At 58.8% G+C, this 20,891-nt stretch carries 20 protein-coding genes; 8 read left to right on the top strand and 12 right to left on the bottom strand.

What is annotated here, in order from left to right:
- Window positions 1–9: 9 nt before the first annotated feature.
- Window positions 10–159 carry a hypothetical protein gene (locus PMA3_RS32680; RefSeq protein ID WP_161491147.1) on the top strand — a complete coding sequence of 50 codons (150 nt, stop codon included), beginning with the start codon at window positions 10–12 and terminating at the stop codon, window positions 157–159.
- On the top strand, window positions 152–1,090 hold the full coding sequence (locus PMA3_RS14765; RefSeq protein WP_064677847.1) for a site-specific integrase: 939 nt from the start codon (window positions 152–154) through the stop codon (window positions 1,088–1,090). Before PMA3_RS32680 ends, PMA3_RS14765 begins: the two co-directional genes overlap by 8 nt.
- 9 nt (window positions 1,091–1,099) lie before the next feature.
- On the opposite strand, the gene PMA3_RS14760 is transcribed toward PMA3_RS14765, so the two are convergent.
- The 10 genes from PMA3_RS14760 to PMA3_RS14715 all read right to left on the bottom strand — a co-directional run bounded on the left by PMA3_RS14760 (window position 1,100) and on the right by PMA3_RS14715 (window position 12,551).
- On the bottom strand, window positions 1,100–2,170 hold the full coding sequence (locus tag PMA3_RS14760; protein ID WP_064677846.1) for an ABC transporter ATP-binding protein: 1,071 nt from the start codon (window positions 2,168–2,170) through the stop codon (window positions 1,100–1,102).
- Entirely contained in the window at window positions 2,167–3,765 is a 1,599-nt protein-coding gene (locus PMA3_RS14755; protein ID WP_064677845.1) for an ABC transporter permease, read from the bottom strand. The genes PMA3_RS14760 and PMA3_RS14755 overlap by 4 nt, the downstream gene beginning before the upstream one ends.
- Before the next feature lie 3 nt (window positions 3,766–3,768).
- Window positions 3,769–4,782 (bottom strand): iron ABC transporter substrate-binding protein, encoded by a 1,014-nt coding sequence (locus PMA3_RS14750; RefSeq protein ID WP_064677844.1) that lies wholly within the window; start codon window positions 4,780–4,782, stop codon window positions 3,769–3,771.
- A gap of 137 nt (window positions 4,783–4,919) precedes the next feature.
- Window positions 4,920–5,480: a PqiC family protein gene (locus PMA3_RS14745; RefSeq protein WP_064677843.1), complete on the bottom strand. Its 561-nt coding sequence runs from the start codon at window positions 5,478–5,480 to the stop codon at window positions 4,920–4,922.
- Window positions 5,481–5,497: 17 nt separating this feature from the next.
- The gene (locus PMA3_RS14740; RefSeq protein ID WP_064677842.1) at window positions 5,498–7,153 is read right to left on the bottom strand and encodes a PqiB family protein; all 1,656 of its coding nucleotides are present in this window, start codon (window positions 7,151–7,153) and stop codon (window positions 5,498–5,500) included.
- Window positions 7,134–7,799 (bottom strand): paraquat-inducible protein A, encoded by a 666-nt coding sequence (locus PMA3_RS14735; protein WP_064677841.1) that lies wholly within the window; start codon window positions 7,797–7,799, stop codon window positions 7,134–7,136. Before PMA3_RS14735 ends, PMA3_RS14740 begins: the two co-directional genes overlap by 20 nt.
- Window positions 7,796–8,392, bottom strand: coding sequence for a paraquat-inducible protein A (locus PMA3_RS14730; protein WP_064677840.1), 597 nt, complete (start codon window positions 8,390–8,392; stop codon window positions 7,796–7,798). Before PMA3_RS14730 ends, PMA3_RS14735 begins: the two co-directional genes overlap by 4 nt.
- 249 nt (window positions 8,393–8,641) lie before the next feature.
- Entirely contained in the window at window positions 8,642–9,934 is a 1,293-nt protein-coding gene (locus PMA3_RS14725) for an NAD(P)/FAD-dependent oxidoreductase (RefSeq protein ID WP_064677839.1), read from the bottom strand.
- Window positions 9,931–11,019, bottom strand: coding sequence for a polyamine ABC transporter substrate-binding protein (locus tag PMA3_RS14720; protein WP_064677838.1), 1,089 nt, complete (start codon window positions 11,017–11,019; stop codon window positions 9,931–9,933). Before PMA3_RS14720 ends, PMA3_RS14725 begins: the two co-directional genes overlap by 4 nt.
- Window positions 11,020–11,192: 173 nt before the next feature.
- A complete protein-coding gene (locus PMA3_RS14715) occupies window positions 11,193–12,551 on the bottom strand; it encodes a glutamine synthetase family protein (protein WP_064677837.1) in 1,359 nt (452 codons plus the stop codon).
- Window positions 12,552–12,712: 161 nt separating this feature from the next.
- On the opposite strand from PMA3_RS14715, the gene PMA3_RS14710 reads away from it, so the two are divergent.
- The 4 genes from PMA3_RS14710 (at window position 12,713) to PMA3_RS14695 (ending at window position 16,033) form a co-directional block, all read left to right on the top strand.
- Entirely contained in the window at window positions 12,713–13,618 is a 906-nt protein-coding gene (locus tag PMA3_RS14710; RefSeq protein WP_064677836.1) for a helix-turn-helix domain-containing protein, read from the top strand.
- Window positions 13,619–13,747: 129 nt separating this feature from the next.
- Complete coding sequence (locus tag PMA3_RS14705) at window positions 13,748–14,092, top strand: helix-turn-helix domain-containing protein (RefSeq protein ID WP_064677835.1); 345 nt, start codon at window positions 13,748–13,750, stop codon at window positions 14,090–14,092.
- Window positions 14,092–15,303 (top strand): type II toxin-antitoxin system HipA family toxin, encoded by a 1,212-nt coding sequence (locus PMA3_RS14700; RefSeq protein ID WP_064677834.1) that lies wholly within the window; start codon window positions 14,092–14,094, stop codon window positions 15,301–15,303. Before PMA3_RS14705 ends, PMA3_RS14700 begins: the two co-directional genes overlap by 1 nt.
- Before the next feature lie 208 nt (window positions 15,304–15,511).
- Window positions 15,512–16,033 carry a cupin domain-containing protein gene (locus PMA3_RS14695; RefSeq protein ID WP_064677833.1) on the top strand — a complete coding sequence of 174 codons (522 nt, stop codon included), beginning with the start codon at window positions 15,512–15,514 and terminating at the stop codon, window positions 16,031–16,033.
- Between the two features lie 1,147 nt (window positions 16,034–17,180).
- Here the strand turns inward: PMA3_RS14695 and PMA3_RS14690 are convergent.
- A complete protein-coding gene (locus PMA3_RS14690) occupies window positions 17,181–18,056 on the bottom strand; it encodes a LysR family transcriptional regulator (RefSeq protein WP_064677832.1) in 876 nt (291 codons plus the stop codon).
- Between the two features lie 122 nt (window positions 18,057–18,178).
- Between PMA3_RS14690 and PMA3_RS14685 the strand changes: the two genes are divergently transcribed.
- Complete coding sequence (locus tag PMA3_RS14685) at window positions 18,179–19,285, top strand: oxidoreductase (protein ID WP_064677831.1); 1,107 nt, start codon at window positions 18,179–18,181, stop codon at window positions 19,283–19,285.
- 200 nt (window positions 19,286–19,485) lie between these two features.
- On the opposite strand, the gene PMA3_RS30805 is transcribed toward PMA3_RS14685, so the two are convergent.
- Complete coding sequence (locus PMA3_RS30805) at window positions 19,486–19,650, bottom strand: hypothetical protein (protein WP_193408124.1); 165 nt, start codon at window positions 19,648–19,650, stop codon at window positions 19,486–19,488.
- Between the two features lie 360 nt (window positions 19,651–20,010).
- Between PMA3_RS30805 and PMA3_RS14680 the strand changes: the two genes are divergently transcribed.
- Window positions 20,011–20,838: an IclR family transcriptional regulator gene (locus PMA3_RS14680; protein WP_064677830.1), complete on the top strand. Its 828-nt coding sequence runs from the start codon at window positions 20,011–20,013 to the stop codon at window positions 20,836–20,838.
- Window positions 20,839–20,891: the final 53 nt, after the last annotated feature.

The raw sequence follows: 20,891 nt of genomic DNA, 5'->3' as shown, positions 1-20,891 counted from the left end.
AGCAGGGCCATGTTTCAGTTCATCCATCGCGTTAACCTTGACCTGCCGGGCGTGACAATTCACATTCCCGGCCACGCCAGGCAGCGTAATCGCCAGTTCTTCACCTGGCGTTGTGCTTTTCCTTTGGACTTTTCATTCAAGGCCGTTTCGTTTGACTGACTTACCCGCTGTTGTTGCCCATACGCCAAAAATCAATCCGCTGACCCTGTATCTGGCGCGACTGGCCCCGTCCAGCCAGTTGACCATGCGCTACGTCTTGCAGGATGCGGCCGACCGCCTGGGTTTCGAAGACATGAATGTCGAAGAGATTCCCTGGCATGAGTTGCAGCCCGAAGATGTGATTGCGCTGGTGGCTACCTTGCGCGCGGACGGCTACGCGCCCAATACCTCTTCGCTGTACGTCAATGCCGTGCGCGGAGTGATGAACGAAGCGTGGCGCATGAGCCTGATCAGTCAGGAACACCTGCTGAAAATGCGTTCGGTCAAGGGCATCTCCGGTACCCGGCTGTCCCAGGGGCGCAATCTGCGCCGCAGCCTGATCCAGGAGATGATGGCGGTCTGTGCCGCCGATCCTCGGCCACAAGGCCTGCGGGACGCGGCGATCATCGGGATTCTGTACGGCTCGGGGATGCGCAAGTCGGAATCGGTGAACCTGGACCTCGATCAGGTCGATTTCGCCGAACGCAGCCTGCGGGTCACTGCCAAGGGCAACAAGCAGTTGATCAAGTACGCACCGGCCTGGGCCTTCGCCAAACTGGATGCCTGGCTGGAGCTGCGCCGGTCGCAACTCAAGGAAGGTGAAGAGGACGATCCCTTCCTGTTCAATCGCATCCGCCGCGGCAGTCACATCACCCGCGAGCGCATCACCAAGCACGCGATCTATTACATTGCCCGCCAGCGCGGCGCGCAAGTCGGGGTCAAGATCATGCCTCATGACTTTCGGCGCTCGTTCATTACCCGGGTGATCGAAGAACATGACTTGTCGATCGCCCAGAAGCTGGCGCATCACAGCAACATCCAGACGACCGCCAACTATGACGTGCGCGATGACAACGAGCGGCGGCGGGCGGTTGATCGCTTCGATCTGTGAGGGCAGGGGTCAGGCTTCGCTCAGCACGTGGGCGTGGCCGATCATCGAGACGTGAACGGCGCTCCCCATGGGTGGCGCATACAACCCGGAACTGCGCACCATCAAGGACCGGCCTGGCTGTTGCGCGCAATTGCGCGACTGCAACTCCACCGTCAAGGTGCAGGTATTGCCGCTGAAATCGCGCTCCGTCACCACGGCACGGCAGCCGACGGCCTCTGCCGGACTCGTCTGGATGCTCACCAGGTGCAATTGCTCGGGCCGCAGCATGATCTGCGCGCATTGGTTGTTCCGGTGATTGTTGACCGGAATCCGCCCCAGGTCGCAATGGGCCCAGCCCGCCTCGATCCGCGCCGGCATGACCACCGCATCGCCGAGAAACAGCGCGGTTTGTTCATCGTCGGGATAGCGGTACAGGTCCAGCGGGTGGCCTGACTGAACCAGTCGGCCCTGACGCATCACCGCCAGCTGATCGGCAAACGACAACGCTTCACTCTGGTCATGGGTGACCAGAATGGTGGTGACGCCCGCATCGGCCAGCAGCCGCGCGACCAATTTGCGCATGGCGGCGCGCAAGCCGGTATCCAGTGCCGAAAACGGTTCGTCCAGCAGCATCAGGCGCGGCTGTTGGGCCAGGGCACGCGCCAGGGCCACCCGTTGCTGCTGGCCGCCGGATAGCTCATGGGGCCAACGCTTGGCCATGCTGGCGTCCAGCGCCACGCTGTCCATCAGTTCGGCGATCCGCTCCTGTTTTTCAGAGCCCCTGGTCGACAACCCGAAGCCGATGTTGGCAGCGACGGTCATGTGCGGGAACAGGGCACCATCCTGGGGAACATAGCCAATCAATCGTTGGTGCGCCGGCACCTCATGGGTGCTGTCGACCAGCGTCTGTCCATTGAGCAGAAGGCGACCCGAATCGGGGAATTCGAAGCCGGCGATCATGCGCAGCAAGGTGGTCTTGCCCGAACCTGAAGGGCCGACAATCACCGTGCGGCTGCCCGCGGGCACCGACAGGCTGATGTTTTCCAAGGCCGTCTGGGCACCATAGGATTTGCAGATCGAGTACAGATCGAGAGCGTTCATCGGCCCGCCGTTCGCTTGGATTGATGATAAAGAATGCCGGTCAGCGGCAGCGACAGAACGATCATCAGCAGGGCATAGGGCGCCGCGGCGGCATAATCGATTTCGCTGGTCAACGCCCAGAACCCGGTCGCCAGGGTGCGCGTACCGTTCGGAGCCAGCAGCAGGGTGGCCGTCAGTTCATTGGTAATCGCCAGGAACACCAGCGCGGCGCCCGCGGCCACGCCCGGTGCGGCCAGGCGCAAGGTGATCAGCCACAGCGCCAGGGCGGGGGAGCGACCGAGGCTGCGGGCCATGTTTTCCAATTCGACCGGTGCCTGGGCGATACCGGCGCGCAAACTCACCAGTGCCCGGGGCAGGAACATCAGCAGATAAGCCAGCAGCACCGTGATTGTGGTCTGGTAAATCGGCCGGGCGAAATGAATCGTGATGGTCACCAGCGCCAGGGCCACGACAATCCCCGGCAGCGAGCTGGTGATGTAGTTACAGCTTTCCAGCACCCGCTGCAGTCGCCCGGGCGAGCGAATCGACAGCCAGGCAATCGGGATGGCCGCCAAGGTGGTCAACATCGCCCCGCTGATGCCCAGGAGCACGGTCTGTTCCAGCGCCGGCAGCAGTTCGCTCAGTTGCCAGACTTGCGTGCCGCCAGCGATCAACCACTTACCCAACGTGATCAACGGCACCCCGAGCGCGAGTGCGCAGGTCAGGACCTGCAAGGTCAGCGCCAGCACGGCTGCCCCGGCAGACAGGTGCACGACCCGCTGTTCGCGGGGGCTGCCCGACCCGATGCGGGCATAACGCGCATTGCCTCGCGCGGCGGATTCGACGGTCAGCATCGCCAGGCAACACAAGGCGAGCACCCCCGCCAGCATGTTGGCGGCGGGGCCGTTGAAGGTGGACTTGAACTGATCGAAGATCGCCGTGGTAAAGGTGTCGAAGCGGATCATCGCGTACAGGCCATATTCGGCCAGCAGGTGCAGCCCCACCAGCAAGGCGCCGCCGCAGATGGCCAGGCGCAATTGCGGCAGCACCACGCGGAAAAATACCGCCCAGGGCCTGAGCCCCAGAGACTCTGCGACATCTTCGATGGTCGGGTCGATCCGCCGCAGGGATGCCGCTATGGGCAGGTACAGGAATGGGAAGTAGGCGATGACCGAGACCAGAACGGCGGCAAACAGTCCATGAATCGGTGGCACCAGGCTGACCCAGGCATAGCTGTGGACGAAGGCGGGGACTGCCAGCGGCGCGGTGGCCAACAATGACCACCAGCGCCGCCCCGGCATGTCGGTACGCTCCGTGAGCCAGGCCAGAGCCACCCCGAGCACCACACACAAGGGAATCGTGATCACCACCAGCAACAGGGTATTGATCAATAGCTCGCCGACCCGTGGCCGGAATATCAGCGGCACCAGCCTCGCCCAGCCCGTCTCGAAGGACACGCCGATGACGAAAGCGATCGGCAGCAGTGCCAGCAGCGACACCAGCACCGACAAACCGATCACCCACGCACCGCCGAGGCCCGCAAAAAGACCACGGGAACGTCGGCGTAACTGGGGCGGGATCGCCTCTGCGACACCCGCCGGTAGCGTTTCAGGCATCAATCAGAGCAGTCCGGCCTGAGTCATCAGCTCCACGGCTTTTTTACTGTCGAGTTTCGAAGCGTCGACTGTCGGCGCGTCAAGCTGCTGCAAAGGCACCAGTTTGGGGTTGGATTCGGCGTTTTTGCCCACCGCGTATTCGAACGAATTGCCGGTCTTGAGGATGGCCTGGCCGTCTTTGCCGGTCACCCACTTGAGGAAGGCCTGAGCCTGATCCTTGTGTTTGCTGGACGCCAGGACGCCGCCACCGGAAAGGCTGACAAAGGCTCCGGGATCCTGGTGCTTGAAGTAGTGCAGGGCGGTGTTCTTGCTGTTTTCACCGGTCTTGGCCTGATCGCCGAAGCGGTAATAGTGGTAGATCACGCCGCTGTCGATCTGGCCGGCATTGACCGCCTTGAGCACGGCGCTGTTGCCCCGGTACGCGGTGAAGTTGCTTTTCATCCCTTTCAACCACTCCAGGGTCGCGGCTTCACCCTTGAGCGCCAACACGGCGGCAACGATCGCCTGGAAGTCGGCGCCGGCCGGCGAAGCGCCCCAGCGGCCTTTCCAGTTCGGACCGGCGAGGTCCATCAGCGTCTTGGGCAGTTCGGCTTCCGGCAGTTTGCCCGGGTTGTAGACGAATACCGTGGAGCGCGCGGCAATGGCCACCCAGTTGCCATGGGCCGGACGGTAGGCCGCGTCGACTTGTTCAAGGGTCGCCGGTGCCACCGGCGCGAACAGCCCGGCGTTGTCGACCAGCACCATGGCCGGGGAATTCTCGGTCAGGAACACATCCGCCGGGGAGGACGCGCCTTCCTGCACGATCTGATTGCCCATCTCGGTGTCGTCACCATTGCGCACAGTGACCTTGATCCCGGTTTCCTTGGTGAAGCCAGCAATCCAGGCTTTAGTCAGGCTCTCGTGCTGGGCGTTGTAGACCACGATGCCGTCGGTGTCAGCGGCGTACCCATGGCCGACGCTCAACAGCGCGGCCGCCAGCACTGCGTATCTAAGTAAGGACGGGATAGGGGGAATCATGCCGGGGCAGCTCCAGTTTTATAGAATTGTGCGCACAGACGTAACCGAGACGGTCGTCAATTATTGTAGGCCAATACGAATCATTTGCAGGTTTGCGCAGGGTAAATATCATGCGCAGGCTCAGAAAAATCACCAAGTCACTGGACGGGCGGGCAACCTCTTTGTGTTCCGTTCGCCGCTTGGGTGATGAGCGCGGCCAGGCGTTTGACGTTGTTCTGCTGGGCCGCCACCAAATCATCGATGCTCGGCCCCGAAGGCGTCTGTAAGGTGCTGCGGCACGTCACCAGCGCGTTATCCCCTTCGCCCAGTTTGCGCAGGCGCCATTTGACGTCGAGCAGGCCGTACTGGCCGGGAATCGAGTCAAAGCGTTGCACATCGAGCCGCACCGACATTTTGCGTTGGGAGTTGCCGTTGACCAGTTGATCCTGCAACGCGCTGCTCAACTCATCCACCAGGCTCGCGGCCCACCACTCGGTTTCCAGGATCGCCAGGCCACTGTTGCCCTGGCGAATGACGATCTGCGGACGATCGACCTGGGGCGGTACGCTGATCGCTTCGATCTGGATATCCGCCACAGCGGACTTCGAAGGGTTGCCTGGTTGGGTCGGGACCAGGGTGTGAAATTTAATCGGGTCACTGCGACAAGCGGTGAGCAGTAGCAGCGCGGCAACCAAGGTGATCTTCAGCGGAAAAGCCATGGGTAATGCTCCTGTGCTCAATTGCGCGGTGGCGCTTGCAGATCCATTGGCGCGGCATTGTTGGGACGCCCGCGCAGCAGCGATTCCGGATGTCGGCCCAGGTAATCGGAAAGGTCGCGCAAGGAGCGTGACATGCGTCCCAGCTCGTCCAGGGTCTGGGTCAGTTGTTCACGTTGCGGTGAATCTTCGGACAGGGTCGAAGTCGCCGATTGCAGTGTTTTACTGACGTCCGCCAGGGTGGTTTGCACGCCGGGCAGGGTCCTGGCATTGAATTGGACCAGGCCTTTGCGCAGTTCGACGAGGTTGCTGTCGAGGTTGCCGGCGATGCGCCCGAGCGGCAGCTGGTTGATCTTGGTGACTATTCCCTCGAGTTTTTCCTGCAACTGCTCGAGGTTGCCGGGAATCGTTGGAATGATGACGGGACGGGCACTCGGATCGAACGCGACTTTCTCCGCCTTGGGGTAGAAATCGAGTGCGATGTACAGCTGGCCGGTCAACAGATTGCCGCTGCGGGCCTGGGCCCGCAGACCGTTTTCAATAAAGCTGCCCATCAACCGCACGCCGGCGGCTTCATCATTGGGGTCATGATTCAAGGCCTTGAGCATTTTGGAGTGGGCCGTACCGAGGCGTTGCGGGTAGATGAGAATGCCGACATTGACCGGAAAACTGCGATTTTTCGCATCATAATCCAGATTGATCGACACCACTTTGCCGAATTCGATGCCGAGGAACTCCACTGGCGCATCGACTTTGAGCCCGCGCAACGCCTGGTCGAAACGCAAACTCAGGTACTGCCCCTTGCCGTGGGGCGGGGCAAGGGCGGTTTGCTGGTCGTCGAACAGGTCGAAGGCTTTATCCTCGCTGGCCGGCTGATCGTTGGGGCTGTATTCCGGGGCGCGGAAGGCAATGCCGCCCACCAGCAAGGACGATAGCGACTCGGTCTTCACCGCAACGCCGTTGGCGCCAACGTTGACGTCGATGCCGCTGGCATTCCAGAACCGGGTGTTCTCGGTGACGTAGGCATCGTTGGGCGCGTGGATGAATACTTCGATATTCACCCCTTTGCCGTCGGCGTTCAGGGCATAGGCCACCACCTGGCCGACCGGAATCTTGCGGTAGTAAACCGGCGAGCCGATGTCCAGCGAACCGAGGTCCTGGGTATTGAGCGTGAAGCGCTTGCCCGGTTCGCCATAGGTGATCGGAGGCGGGTTTTCCAGCCCCGTGAAATTCTTCGCACGGGCGTTGGACTGACCGATATCGGCGCCGATGTAGTCCCCGGAGAGCAAGGTATCGATACCCGAAACCCCGCCGGCGCCGATACGCGGGCGCACCACCCAGAACTGAGAGTCCTGGCGGGTGAAACTTTCCGCCTGCTTGGCCAGTTTGACGGTGGCGTTGACACTCTTCTGATCGGCGCTCAATTCCACGTCGGACACCACGCCGATCACCACATTGCGGTATTTGACCTGGGTCTTGTTGGCCGTCAGGCCGCTGCCGGTCTTGAACGTAACGGTGATGGTCGGCCCTTCCTGCATGACCGAGTGCACCACCAGTGAAATCCCCACCAGCACGGCGACGATCGGCACGATCCATACCAGCGAAACGCTGAAACGGCGGGTCTTGACCGGGGCCGGGCCGGGGGCTTGCGGCCCTTCAGTGGCTTGCGACTTCATCCATGACCTCCTCGTTGGGTGGGTTGTTGCGTGCTTTATCCTGCTTGTCCCAGATCAGGCGCGGGTCGAAACTCATCGCCGACAGCATGGTGAACACGACCACCAGGCCAAAGAACAAAATGCCCTGGCGCGGCTCGATATCCCCCAGCGCCTGGAACTTCACCAGCGCCGCCACGAGGGCGACGACAATCACGTCGAGCATTGACCAGTAGCCGATGAGTTCGACGAATCGGTACAGCTTCGAGCGTTCTTTCAGCGCCCAGGAACTCCCGCGCTGGACCGTCACCAGCAGCATCGTCAGGGCGACGAACTTGATGCCCGGCACCGCGATGCTGGCGATGAAGATAATCAGGGCGATGTCCCAGGCGCCGTGCTGCCAGAACTCCAGCACGCCGCCCATGATGGTGCTCTCGGAACCGGAACCGAGCATGGTGGTGTTCATCACCGGCAACAGGTTGGCCGGCACATAAAATATCAGCGACGCCAGCAGGAACGCCCAGGTCCGGGTCAGCGAGTCGGTCTTGCGCCGGTGCAGCGGTGCGCCGCAGCGTTCGCATTCATGGGGGTCATGGGTGATGTCACAGGCCAGGCCGCAGCTGTGGCACAGGCACAGGTCGAGTTCGCTGGCGATCGGTGGCGTGGTCATAAGATGTCCCACAGTTCGCGGATATCGCGTCCGGCAATGCGGATCATCATCAAGCTGAGCACCGCCAGGGCGAACAGACCGATACCGGGCAACACATCGAGCAATCCGGCGAGTTTGAACACCGCGACCATGGCCCCCAACAGGCAGACCTCGAGCATGCTCCAGGGCCGCAGGGTTTCCAGCCAGCGCATGCAGAACCGGAAGCCGGGCGAGCGCTGGTTCGCAAGGGCGTAACTCAGGACCCAGATCAGCAACAACAGCTGGAACACCGGCGCGATGATCATCGAAACCGCCGCCACCAACGCAATGAAGGTGATCGGGCCCTGGCTGAGGGCCAGCACCGAATCCCAGAGCGTCGCGCTGTTTTTCAGGCCTTTGAGGCTGATGCTCATGACGGGATAGAAATTGGCGAAAGTCCACAGGACAGCCGCCGTGAAGGTTAGCGCCAGGCGCTGTTCCACTGAAAGACCGTTATAGCGCTGTAGCACGCCGCCGCAGCGCGTACACAGGGTTTTTTGATGTTTGGCGAGCGTGACTTTTTCATACACGCAGTCGCAGTGCTCGCAGATGATCAGGTGGTCAGTCGTAGCCATAGGCCGCACTCGCCAGGAGTCAGGAAATTCAGAGCACCCCCTCAATATAGAAGTGCCTTGCGATTGAGCAAATCGAAAGGCGCAATTGCCCCTGTAGACCGCGTCATCGTTCGTCGTCGGAACGCCGCCCGGAGCAAGCTCTCCCACAGTTGATCGTCAGTGAGCGCAGCATCTGTGAACGACGCAAATCCCTGTGGGAGCGAGCTTGCTCGCGATAGCGGCCTATCAGGCAACCAAAAAACTTCCTGATCAGCCAACCAACTCCCGCAACCGATACCAGAACATCCCCAACGCCAGCAGCGGCGAGCGCAGCATCGGCCCGCCAGGGAAGGTCATGTGCGGCACGGCGCTGAACACATCGAACCCCTTGCTGTGTCCGGCATGGATCGCTTCGGCCAACAGCCTGGCGCACCAGTGGGTCACGTTCAGGCCATGGCCCGAGTAACCCTGGGCGTAAAACACGTTCGGATGCTGGCTCAGACGCCCGACCTGGGGGAAGCGGTTGGCGGTGATGCCAATCTTACCGCCCCATTGATAGTCGATGCGCACGTCCGACAGTTGCGGGAACACCTTGAGCATTTTCGGACGCATATAGACCGCGATGTCTACCGGATCGCGCCCGGAATAATGGCAGGCCCCACCAAACAGCAGGCGTCGGTCCGCCGAGAGCCGGTAATAATCCAGGCCGACTTTCTGGTCGCACAACGCCAGGTTCTGCGGGATCAACCGCGCTGCAACCTCGGGAGCCAAAGGCTCGGTGGCGATGATGTAGCTGCCCGCCGGCAGCACTTTGCCACTGAGTTTCGGTTCCAGCTCTTCCAGGTGCGCATTGCACGCCAGCACCAGCGTGCCGGCGCGTACCGTGCCAGCGGCACAGCGCACCTGTACGGTACTGCCATGAATCAATTCCAGCACCGGGCTTTGTTCGAAGATCTGCACGCCGAGGCTGTGTGCCAGTCGCGCTTCACCGAGGACCAGGTTGAGCGGGTGCAAGTGTCCCGAGCCCATGTCCACCAGACCGCCGGCGTACACCCCGGAGTCCACCACTTGCTGACGGACCTGCTCCGGCCCCACGAGACAGGTCTGATGGGCGTATCCCGACTCGGCCAGGCTTCGTTGCTCTGCCTTGAACGCGGCGAACTGCGCCTTGGTATTGGCCAGCTCACAGAAGCCCCAGCGCAAGTCGCAGTCAATCTTGTGTTCGCGGATGCGGTTACCCACCAGTTCCACCGACTCGATCCCGGCGCGCTCGAGGTAACGCACGCCTTCTTCACCGACATGCCGGGCAAAACCGCTGACGTCATGACCGACCCCGCGGATCAACTGACCGCCGTTGCGCCCGCTGGCGCCCCAGCCGATCCGCCGGGCTTCCAGCACTATCACCGAGAGTCCACGCTGCGCCAGTTCGATCGCCGTGTTGACCCCGGTGAAACCGCCGCCGATCACGCACACATCGGCAACCAGGTCCTGGTCCAGCGTGGGGTAGGGCGCCATGCTGTTCGCTGTCGCCGCGTAATAGGAATGCGCGTGTTGGTTGTTCATTGGCTGGACTTCACTTTGCTCCAGGAACGGGTCATCAGGCGCATGATCGGCTGGGGCGGGGTGGTGGAGATGTAGAGCTTGTCGAGGACGGCCTGAGGCGGATACACCTCTGGATTATTCACCAGTGCGGCGTCCATGTACGGCTGGGAAGCCGGGTTCGGGTTGGCGTAACCGACCGAAGCGCTGACGTTGGCGATCACTTTTGGGTCGAGCAGGTTGTTGATGAACGCATGGGCTTCTTTCTGGTTGCCGGCATCGGCGGGAATCGCCAGCAAATCGAACCACAGGTTGCTGCCTTCCTTGGGGATCGCGTAAGCGATGTTCACGCCGTTGTTCGCTTCCCTGGCCCGGTTGGCGGCCTGGAACACGTCGCCCGAGTAACCGAAGGCCACGCAAATATCGCCGTTGGCCAGGTCCGAGACGTACTTGGAGGAATGGAAATAGGTGATGTAGGGGCGAATGGTCAGTAGCTTGGCTTCAGCCTTTTTGTAGTCCTCAGGCTTTTCGCTGCGCGGGTCCATGCCCATGTAATTGAGGACCGCCGGGAACACTTCATCCGCCGAATCCATCATCGACACGCCGCACTGGCTGAGCTTTTTCAGGTTCTCCGGCTCGAAAAACACTGCCCAGGAATCGATGCGATCGATGCCCAGCACCTGCTTGACCTTGTCAACGTTGTAGCCGATACCGTTGGTGCCCCACAGGTAGGGTACCGAATGCTCGTTGCCCGGATCGTTCTGTTCCAGCAACGTCAGCAGTTTCGGGTCGAGATTCTTGTAGTTGGGCAACTGCGAGCGATCCAGCTTGAGAAAGGCACCGGCCTTCACCTGGCGGGCAAGGAAGTGGTTGGACGGCACCACCACGTCGTACCCGGTGCGCCCGGCGAGCAGTTTGCCCTCCAGGGTTTCGTTGGAATCGAATACGTCGTAGATCACCTTGATCCCGGTGTTGGCCTGGAAGTCGGCGAGGGTGGTCTCGCCGATGTAGTCGGTCCAGTTGTAGACGCTGACGCTTTGCCCGGCCTGCGCTGCGGTGCTGAACAGCAGGGCCAGGGCGGTCGGGAGGATGGATTTCAATAGATGCATGACGACACCTCTTCATAGTTGTTGAATTTATTCAGGTGTTTTTTCGCTCTCCCTGTGGGAGCGGGCTTGCCCGCGATGAGGCCAGCACATTCAACATCGCCGTTGTCTGACAAACCGCTATCGCGGGCAAGCCCGCTCCCACAGGGGAGTGTGATTTCAGAGCAGCGCAAACCTCAGACGCTGAGCATCAGAAATTCCCGCTCCCAGGAACTGATCACCCGCTTGAAGTTCTCGTGTTCGGCGCGCTTGACCGCGACATACCCACGGACAAACTTGCTGCCCAGGTAGCGCCCGATGGTTGCGCATTCCTCCATCTGCGTCAGGGCGTCTTCGATGGTGATCGGCAGGCGCAGATTGCGCCGTTCGTAGGCACGGCCCTGGACCGCAGCGCTGGGTTCAATGCCTTCGATCATGCCCAGGTAGCCGCACAACAGACTCGCCGCAATCGCCAGGTAAGGGTTGGCATCGGCGCCCGGCAAGCGGTTCTCCACCCGCATCGAATCCGGCGTGGAGGTCGGTACGCGCAGGCCGACGGTGCGGTTTTCTTCGCCCCATTCGACGTTGACCGGGGCCGAAGTGTCCGGCAGGAACCGGCGGAAGGAGTTCACGTTGGGCGCGAACATCGGCAGCACTTTGGGGATGTACTTCTGCAGACCGCCGATATGGTGCAGGAACAGCTCGCTCATGCTGCCGTCGGCATTGGCAAAGATCGGTTGCCCGCTGGCGATATCGACCACGCTCTGGTGGATGTGCATGGCGCTGCCGGGCTCGTCACCGATCGGCTTGGCCATGAAAGTCGCCGCAACGTTGTGCTTGAGCGCCGCCTCACGCATGGTGCGTTTGAACACGGTGATCTGGTCCGCCAGGTCAAGGGCGTCGCCGTGACGGAAGTTGATTTCCATCTGCGCCGGGCCGTCTTCGTGGATCAAGGTGTCGAGGTCCAGACCCTGCAATTCGCACCAGTCGTAGACGTCCTCGAACAGCGGATCGAACTCGTTGGCGGCGTCGATGGAAAACGACTGCCGGCCACTTTCCGCACGGCCCGAACGGCCCAGCGGTGCTTTGAGCGGCAAGTCCGGGTCCTCGCAGCGCTGGGTCAGGTAGAACTCCATTTCCGGCGCGACGATCGGCTTCCAGCCTTTGTCGGTGTACAGCTGCAGGACTTTCTTCAACACGTTGCGCGGCGACAGTTCGATCGGATTGCCAAACTTGTCGAAGGTGTCGTGGATCACGATCGCGGTCGGCTCGATGGCCCAGGGAATCACATAGACCGCATCGGAAACAGGCTTGCACACCATGTCGATGTCGGCTGGATCGAGCAGGTCGTAGTAGATGTCATCGTCGACAAAGTCCCCGGTTACCGTTTGCAACAGCACACTTTCCGGCAGGCGCATGCCTCGCTCATGCAGGAACTTGTTGGTCGGTGCGATTTTGCCGCGTGCAATGCCGGTCAGGTCGCTGACGACGCACTCGACTTCGGTAATCTTGTGATCTTTCAGCCACGTGAACAGCTGATCGAAAGGGGCATTCATAAAGACCTCGTTATTGGTTTTATTAACGCCGGGGAGGGTGGTTTCATCCACCACCCACTTCCCCTGTGGCGCGTTGACGACTATCTTGGGCGAGCCTTGCGGTTCCATCTATCCACTTTCAGCAGCACCAAAACGCACCAAACGAGTGCGTAAGGTCACCCATGACAGCGTGCAATCCCTTACAAGTCCAAGCCTTCAACACCGCCGATGTCGCCGAGCAAATCCGCGCCACACCCGGTTGGGTCCAGCACTACCAGCAGATGTCGCCGGGGCACTTCGCCGGGCGGGTGCGCTACCTGGACCTGCAAGGCGTGGAGATCTACGAGGAACACATGAACACCCGGGTCGAGCAGAATTTCAGTGCGCCCGAGGGCTCGCTGGCGTTCTGTTTCGATCGCAGCGACAACGCGCTGTACGTGCTGAATGAAGAAAGCCGCAACATCTGGATCACCCCGGAGAACTACCAGGAAATCGCCGTGGTGTTCGGCCCGGCGTTCGTTCAGCGGCACGGTTTGAATGTCGCCCGGCTCGAAGGGCTGTTCATGGCGCCGCTGAACTCGGGGCAGAACGCGCTGTTCAGCCGCTGGCTGAGCGGAACCCTGACCCGGCTGACGCAGACACTCGATCCGCCGAGCAAAGAGGTATTGACCCAGCAATTGCTGGAGGACTGCCTGTACATCCTCGACAACGCCTGCGTCTGCCTGGATCGCGGAGGTCTGCGGCGCCGCGCCGAAGAACGTGCGGTCATGAAGCGTATCGGTGAATGGGCGGCCGACATTCCGGAAGAAACCCTCAACCTGCTGGAGCTTTCCCAGGTGGCGGGAGTGTCCCTGCGTCAGTTGCAACAGGCCTTCAAGGCCTACACCGGCATGACGCCCACCCATTGGCTACGCTTGCGCCGGCTCAACAGCGCACACCGTGAACTGCTCAAGCGCTCGCCCACGGAGACCACGGTGGCCGAAGTGGCGATGCAGTGGTCGTTCTGGCATCTGGGCAGGTTTTCCAGCAGCTATCGGGCGTTGTTTCAAGAGTTGCCCAGTGAGACGCTCAAGCGTAGCTGTCGCTAAAATAACACTCACCCAGGTGAGTGTTATCCAATATAAGACTCACCACGGTCGCTATTAATATAAAAGATTAAATCTTAATACGTGCTATCGTTAACCTTATGAAGGATAACGCTCATTCTGGTGCGTATAATGAAAGACTTTTTTCCCGTCGCCTGTGCCGACACCCTCAGTAAAATCGGGCTTCTGGTCAAAGCCAGGCGCTTGGCGTCGGGCATGCGCCAATCGGATTTCAAATCAACGCTGGGCATCTCCGAGCACACGTTGCGCAAAATCGAGAACGGGTCGGAATTGGTCGACCTGCGATCATTTATGCTGGTCCTGTGGCGCCTTGGGATCAACGAATCGGTTTTCGCCTCATTGGACGGGATCGAAACCACCTCGCAGATAACCCGGTATGTCACCGATGAGGACGCTCACCAGAGCATTGCCTCCAGGCGTGTGCGGCTGCGCAAACCTAAAGCGGAGGACTTCTGATGTCCCGTGCCTATATCTACATGGAGCACCCGGACAGCGGAGAACTCCTGACCCTTGGCAGGCTGACCCTGCAGGGGAAGTCCGGCGAATTCATTTATGCGCCCGACCATGTAGAGCGTGGCGACTGGGTGCCCGATCCCATCAACTATCCGTTACGCGCTGAAGCCTATACCGGCATTACCAAGAACCGAGGCATACCGGGCTTTATCAACGACGCCATGCCGGACGGATGGGGAGAGCGCTTGCTCCAGCGCGCGTTTGGTCAAGTAATGGCGCCCATCGATTTTTTGCTCAAGTCGCCGAACAACGACCGAGTCGGCAATCTCATGGCCGGAACAGCGACTGTGCCTACCCACGGCCTGGGAGACAGTGCGGTCCCGACTTTAAAAGGTTTGGCAAAATTCATCGAAGCCTGCGAAGCGGTCTATGACGGACAACTGGATGAACAATCCATCGCAATGCTGAACATCCGCCAGCAACGATCCTCCCTGGGCGGTGCGCGACCCAAGCGAACGTTGCAGGACCACGGGATGCTGATTCTGGCCAAGCCCCGAGACCGGTTTGACCAGTATGATTTCCCTGCCATCGAATATGCCTGCATGACCTTCGCCGCATCCAAGGGTTTGAACGTCGCCAACACCGCCTTGCATGCACAAAGCCCCTCCACGTTATTGATCGAACGCTTCGACCGCACCCCATTGGCCGAAGGCGCCAGGCGCATCCCGATGCTCAGTGCACTGACCTTGCTGGATGCGGAATGGAACGAGCAATATCACCGTGACTGGCGCTATGCGGCCGTCGCCGATGAAATGCGCCGGCGCGGTGTCCCGGACGTGGATCTGCAAGAGCTGTTCAAACGCATGTGCTACAACGCTCTGGCGGGCAACAGCGACGACCACCCGCGCAACCACTCGATCATCTGGCTTGGGGGGCAGTGGCGCCTTTCGCCCATGTACGACGTGCTGCCGATAGTCGATGAAGGTCCTGCCCAGGCCTTGGCCATGGCAGTGGGTCGGGATGGCAATCAGATCAGCCGTGCCAATTTGCTCAGTCATCACAGCCACTTTGCGCTGACTCGCGAACACGCTGAGCATTTGCTGGATGAAGTGATTGGCTGGGAGGAGGAGCTGAAGGACTATTATGCACGGTGGTTGATAGGCGAAGAATTGCAGATGGCGCGCGGTGCGGTCAGTAGTGCGCGAATGCGCTAGCAAGAAATCCCGGAACTGGATCAGTCCCGGGGTGGATGACTAAGTCCGCTGATGCCACATTCAACGCAAAACGGGTGCTCGGGTTGGGAAGGGTAGTTGAATCTGACACAAGGTAATAAACGGGTTGATATATAACTCAACTAAATAGATGTTTAGTTTAATTATAATTACTGGTTATATTTCCAATCACTGGCAGGTGGCTTGTCCCATGGCTCAAAACAGACGCGACAACCAGACTCCCAAGGCTCAAGACGTGGTCGCCGCACTCGACCTGCAGCCCCACATGGAAGGTGGATTCTATCGCAGAACCTTCCAGACCGATCATTCAACAGTCGAGACTGCTGGCCGTCATCGTTATTTGATGAGCTCCATCTATTATCTGCTGACCCGCGATTCACCGATCGGCTACTTTCACCTGAACCGTTCCGACATCGTGCATTACTACCATCTGGGCGACGCGATTCAGTACAGCCTGATTTATCCGGACGGCACGTTGAAAACTGTCGTGATGGGCAACGATATGCTCGCAGGAGAATGTTTACAGCTGCACGTGCCTGGCGGAATCTGGAAAGCTTCGCAGCTGCTGGATGGGTTCGCGGGATACGGATTGATTAGTGAGGCGGTTTCACCAGGGTTTGATTATGCGGATATGGAGATGGGGAATCGGAGGAAGCTTGGCGAGCGGTTTCCGGAGCATTCGGTGTTGATTGAGACGCTGGCACGTGAATGAGTGGTTGGTGGTTAAGTCGTTGAGGGTTGAGGGTTGAGGGTTGAGGGGAAATCTTCTCCTCAAAATGTGCGTGCAACTGGGCGGATCCCAGAATACGCCATTACGTGTAATGTATATTATGTTAAACGATGTGCTATGTTAGATATGTTCATCAGTGTTCATTTTCACCATTCTGTGCCGGTTTTTTCATGAACCTGTGTCGGGTGAAATATCAATGACTTAGCCAACAATGCCTCGCCTTGACCTGACGCTGGCACTCATTGATCGGTGTCGCCCGGTAACGCACTCCGCCAGCGTCTACAATATTCGTAACTCGATCAATGATCTTACGATGCTGGTGTCCGCATGGTGTCACCATTTGTCCCTTTTCCGATGTTTTGCCCGTACGCCCAGTGGCGACCCTCTGGTTTGGTTCAATTTCCCGAGAATCACGAACTGCTAGCTCGGTTTGCAGCTGTAGATGAGTCCTGCTTTCCATTCGTTAGCTTATGGTACTGCCAGCGTTACCTTGCTTGGATCGCCCACAGCTGGCCTCCAGAGCAAGCCAATGAGGCCTATTACTTCGAGACCATACATCTCGAGCGTCTTCTCAATTGGTGCTTCTCCGAAGGCTTGTCGCCATTGAGTCTGCGGGCTCGGGATCTGCACCGTTATTATGGGGAGTTCTTTAGCTCTCCCAGCCCTGATTGGTGCGCCCCTACAGTGAGCTTGAAATTCCTGCCGAACCCATTGAAGCCCTACGAAAGCTGGATGGTAATCCCTGCTTGGCGTCCATTTTTGTCATCGCCTCGTGATGCCTCATGTCAGTTTGGCATGGCGCAAGTCGTGATAAATAGGTTCATTGATTTCTATCGCCGGGAGGTTTGTAAAACAGGGTTACGTCCAGTCCTTAAGGGGTTCTGTAAGAAACAAGCTGTGAAGAATTTCCATAAATTGACTGATTATGAAATGGACTGGTACATGGCGAGTCTTGGGGCGTTGTCTCAGGGTGAAAGGTATAAACACATAACTCTTGTGTATTTTGCGCTTGCTAGGTGGTCTCGGCAGTCAAGACGCAGGCTTATGGGAAACTCGAGCACTCCAGGACTGTTAAATCAATTTTATAAGGACGTGCATGGCGCATGGGTAGAGACCGGTGGCTGGCAGCTCACGCTTTGAGCACCGCCTCCAAGCGCTGAAGGAACATTCCTACTCTATGCGGCACGTGCTGACGAGTGGGCAATATTGCGGTGATGAAAAGTTGTTCCGGGTCAACATCCTCCAATTCAACTAAGCAAAGGCTTCCAGCAGCCAGATCATCACGGATGTCCCAGTACGTGAGCATCGCCATCCCCAAGCCTTGCCTACTCGCCGTGCGCACCGCCTCGACACTGTTGGCCGAAAAAACGCCCTCCGCCCGCATGGAAACCGCTTCACCGTCACGCATGAATGGCCAGAAAGGCATCCCATGCAAAGCTATGCGGCGGTGGCTTAATAGTGCGTCCATCGTAGCGGGTATGCCGTGACGCTCCAGATACCTCGGACTGGCGCACAGCACTCTAGGGTTCGGTGCGAGGGGGCGCGCGATTAAAGCCGAGTCTCGCGGGGTTGCGATGCGAACCGCGACATCGATCCCAAGACCGACAATATCCACAATGCTGTCTGATAATGTCAGATCAACCCGCAGCGCCGGGTGTTCTGCCAAGAGGGCGGGAATCAGCGGCATGATCACTGCCTGTCCGAACACTGTGGGGGCAGTTACTTTCAAGACTCCGCTGGCAGCTCCGGCATTGGATTTCAAACTGACCCTCGCCCCCTCACTGGCTTCTAACAGCGTCGTTGCAAAGGGGAGAAATGTTTCGCCTTCGTCTGTCAGTGACACGGAGCGAGTTGTTCGATGAAACAGCCGAACACCTAGCTCACCCTCAAGCGATGCCAGCCTGCGAGATACTGTCATGGGGGCCAGGCCGAGTCGTCGAGCGGCTGCCGAAAGACTGCCGCTTTCGGCAATGGCGCTGAACACTTCCACATCTGGAATCTGCATTATTACATCCGTTTTTGATAAAGCGGCTTATCGTTTTTGCTGGCTTCTCAGCGGTTCCAGCCAAGTTTATTGTCCTCTACATCGCTATCTAACAGCATCTTGGATAAAGGAGGACTGACCACATGATTGACTACAACCAGCAGATTTTAACTCAGTATGATATTGGCCGCCTCAGATTGAGAAATCGTCTTGCCGTAGCCCCCATGACTCGCGTCAGTGCTACCGAGGCGGGCCGGGCTACCGCTGAGATGGCGCGTTACTACGAGCGATTCGCCAAAGGCGGTTTTGGTCTGGTCATTACCGAAGGGCTGTACACCGATCAGAGGTATGCTCAGGGTTACCCCTTCCAACCGGGGCTCAGCGATGTCGAGCAGGCTCAGGCCTGGCGTGGTGTGACCGATCTTGTTCATGCCCACCATGGCGCGGTATTCGCACAACTCATGCACGCTGGAGCGCTGAATCAGGGCAACCGCTTTAAAACTGCTACCGCTGCACCCTCGTCCGTTCGACCGAAAGGAACGCAGATGAAGTTCTATTACGGTGAGGGACAGTATCCGCTACCCCAAGCGATGAGTGATGAGGACATCGCCGATGCCATCGCGGGATTCGCACAAGCGGCGGTGCTGGCAACTCGTGCCGCTGGCTTCGACGGTGTTGAAATCCATGGGGCGAACGGCTATCTGCTTGATCAATTCCTGACCGACTACACCAATCAGAGAGACGACCGCTGGGGCGGTAATGTCGCAGGACGGATCGCTCTGATACTGGAAGTCATCAAGGCAGTCAGAGCCGCTATCGGCACGCTTGCTCCCGTCGGTGTACGCATTTCCCAGAGCAAGGTGAATGACTACGAACATAAATGGCCTGAAGGCGAAGCAGCCGCCGAGGTCATCTTTGGCTCGCTCAACGACGCCGGCGTAGACTTCATCCATGTGACGGAGCTTGAGGCTTGGAAACCGGCGTTCGTAGATGGAAATGCAAGCCTGGTTGAGCTGGCGCGCCGGTATGCGCCGCAGAAGGCGATCATCGCCAATGGTGGTCTGGATATATCGCAACGCGCTGAGCAGGTGTTACGAGATGGCGCCGATATGATCGCGCTGGGCAAGGCAGCTCTGGCCAACCCCGATCTTCCCTGCCGCCTGGCAACCCACGCCGCCCTAGACGAATTCGACGCTTCGATCCTGGGGCCGATTGCGAATATCAAAGACAGTGAATTAACGTTGGCGTGACACCAACTGGAAAGCGTCGAGCGGACACTATCGATTTGCGTTTACGATCAGGGCTGCCTAGGCCAACGACCGCTTCACGCCCTGAGGAAGTCAGTCAACCTAAATCGAGGTTCTTGAGGAGCGGTGAACCACGCTTCCTCAAGGCATTCAAGTAGGTGGTTTCATCGTAGCGTCTGAGCAAACGGCGGATGTCTCGGCGCCTATACGGGCTCAGCAGTAGACTCTGCATCCTCCTCCTCCTCACCAGACACACCCTCAATTTCGAAGCGAGTCTCGAAGCCCGGATAGACGGTGTTCACATCATCAAGCATGGCATTCACCAAGTGCAGTGCATCAGCTATGGTGGACTCCAGGATGCGATGCATCGGCAGCGCAATCCTATGGAAACGATGCAGCGGATTCAGACAGTGAGTGAAGTCACTGTCTCTCGGGGCTTCTAAGCAGCTGGCGTGACGGGCACCATGATGGTTTACTGAGCACTGCTTTGAGCGAGGCCGATGATCTCGGCAGTCGCTGAAACATATAAATAAATACTCTACGGCGCTAATGCAGAGATCCTGTAGCTCGTACCCAAAGCAATGAAAGTTTTGTTGTTTCTGCTTATTGGATTTTCACGCATTAGTCAGGCTAAAGCGTGTGATTGGAAACCAACGCTCTGCACCAGGAAGGTAGTCGCTGGTTTCCGCTTAACAGACAATCTTTTACTGTATGGGGGTACACTACCCATGTTCGCGACTGACAATAACGCTCCCTGTACGATCGAGCCCGTTTGCGGCAAGCCCTCTGGAACTCAAAGTATCGAGCGCGCAGCCAATATCCTGCGCGAGATTGCCTCCTATAACGACCAAGGACTTCGCCTCTCCGATCTCTCTACCATCCTGAAACTCGAACGTCCGACTATCCATCGAATACTCTCGTGCCTGGTGCGTGAGGGGTTGGTTATGCAGGATCCGGTAACACGGCATTATATGCTTGGTCACGGGCTTTTCGAGCTCGGCCTGACTGCCGCTACACAATTCAAGCTTAAGACCTTGTGCCGCCCTTCAATGGCCCGCCTGGCAGAGGCCACTGGCGAGATGGCCTTCCTCACTATCAGAAGCAATCGCGATGCAATCTCCATCGAGCGCGTCGAAGGCATGCGGCCGGTAAACGCACCCGTCATCGAAATCGGGGTTCACCGGCCACTGGGGGTAGGTGCTGGAAGCCTGGCGCTAATGATGCTCCTGCCGGACGATGAAATCTCCCGCCTCTGCGATTTGAATGCAAAGCGCCTCATCAAATACGGCGGCCTCTCTACACCGAAACTGTTGAAGATCATTCGCCAATCGCAAGATATCGGCTACGCGGTACATGACGGCAACCTGATCCCTGGCTTCAGCGGAGTGGGTACAGTGATCAACGATCACAAAGGCGCTCCACTGTGCGCCCTCAGCGTCACTTTGGTCTGCGACTCGATCTCGACAGCGAAACACCAAGAGATCATCTCACTGCTCCGGCAGGAATCTCGGACAATCCAGAATCTGATCTACCAATCAGGTGGTTTGATGAATTAGGTTCTTCCCGATAGACAAAAAGGCCAGCTTCCCCAAGCTGGCCTTTTTCATGC

This window comes from Pseudomonas silesiensis (assembly GCF_001661075.1).
Taxonomy (GTDB): domain Bacteria; phylum Pseudomonadota; class Gammaproteobacteria; order Pseudomonadales; family Pseudomonadaceae; genus Aquipseudomonas; species Aquipseudomonas silesiensis.
This window is presented reverse-complemented; position numbering and strand designations above follow the sequence as displayed.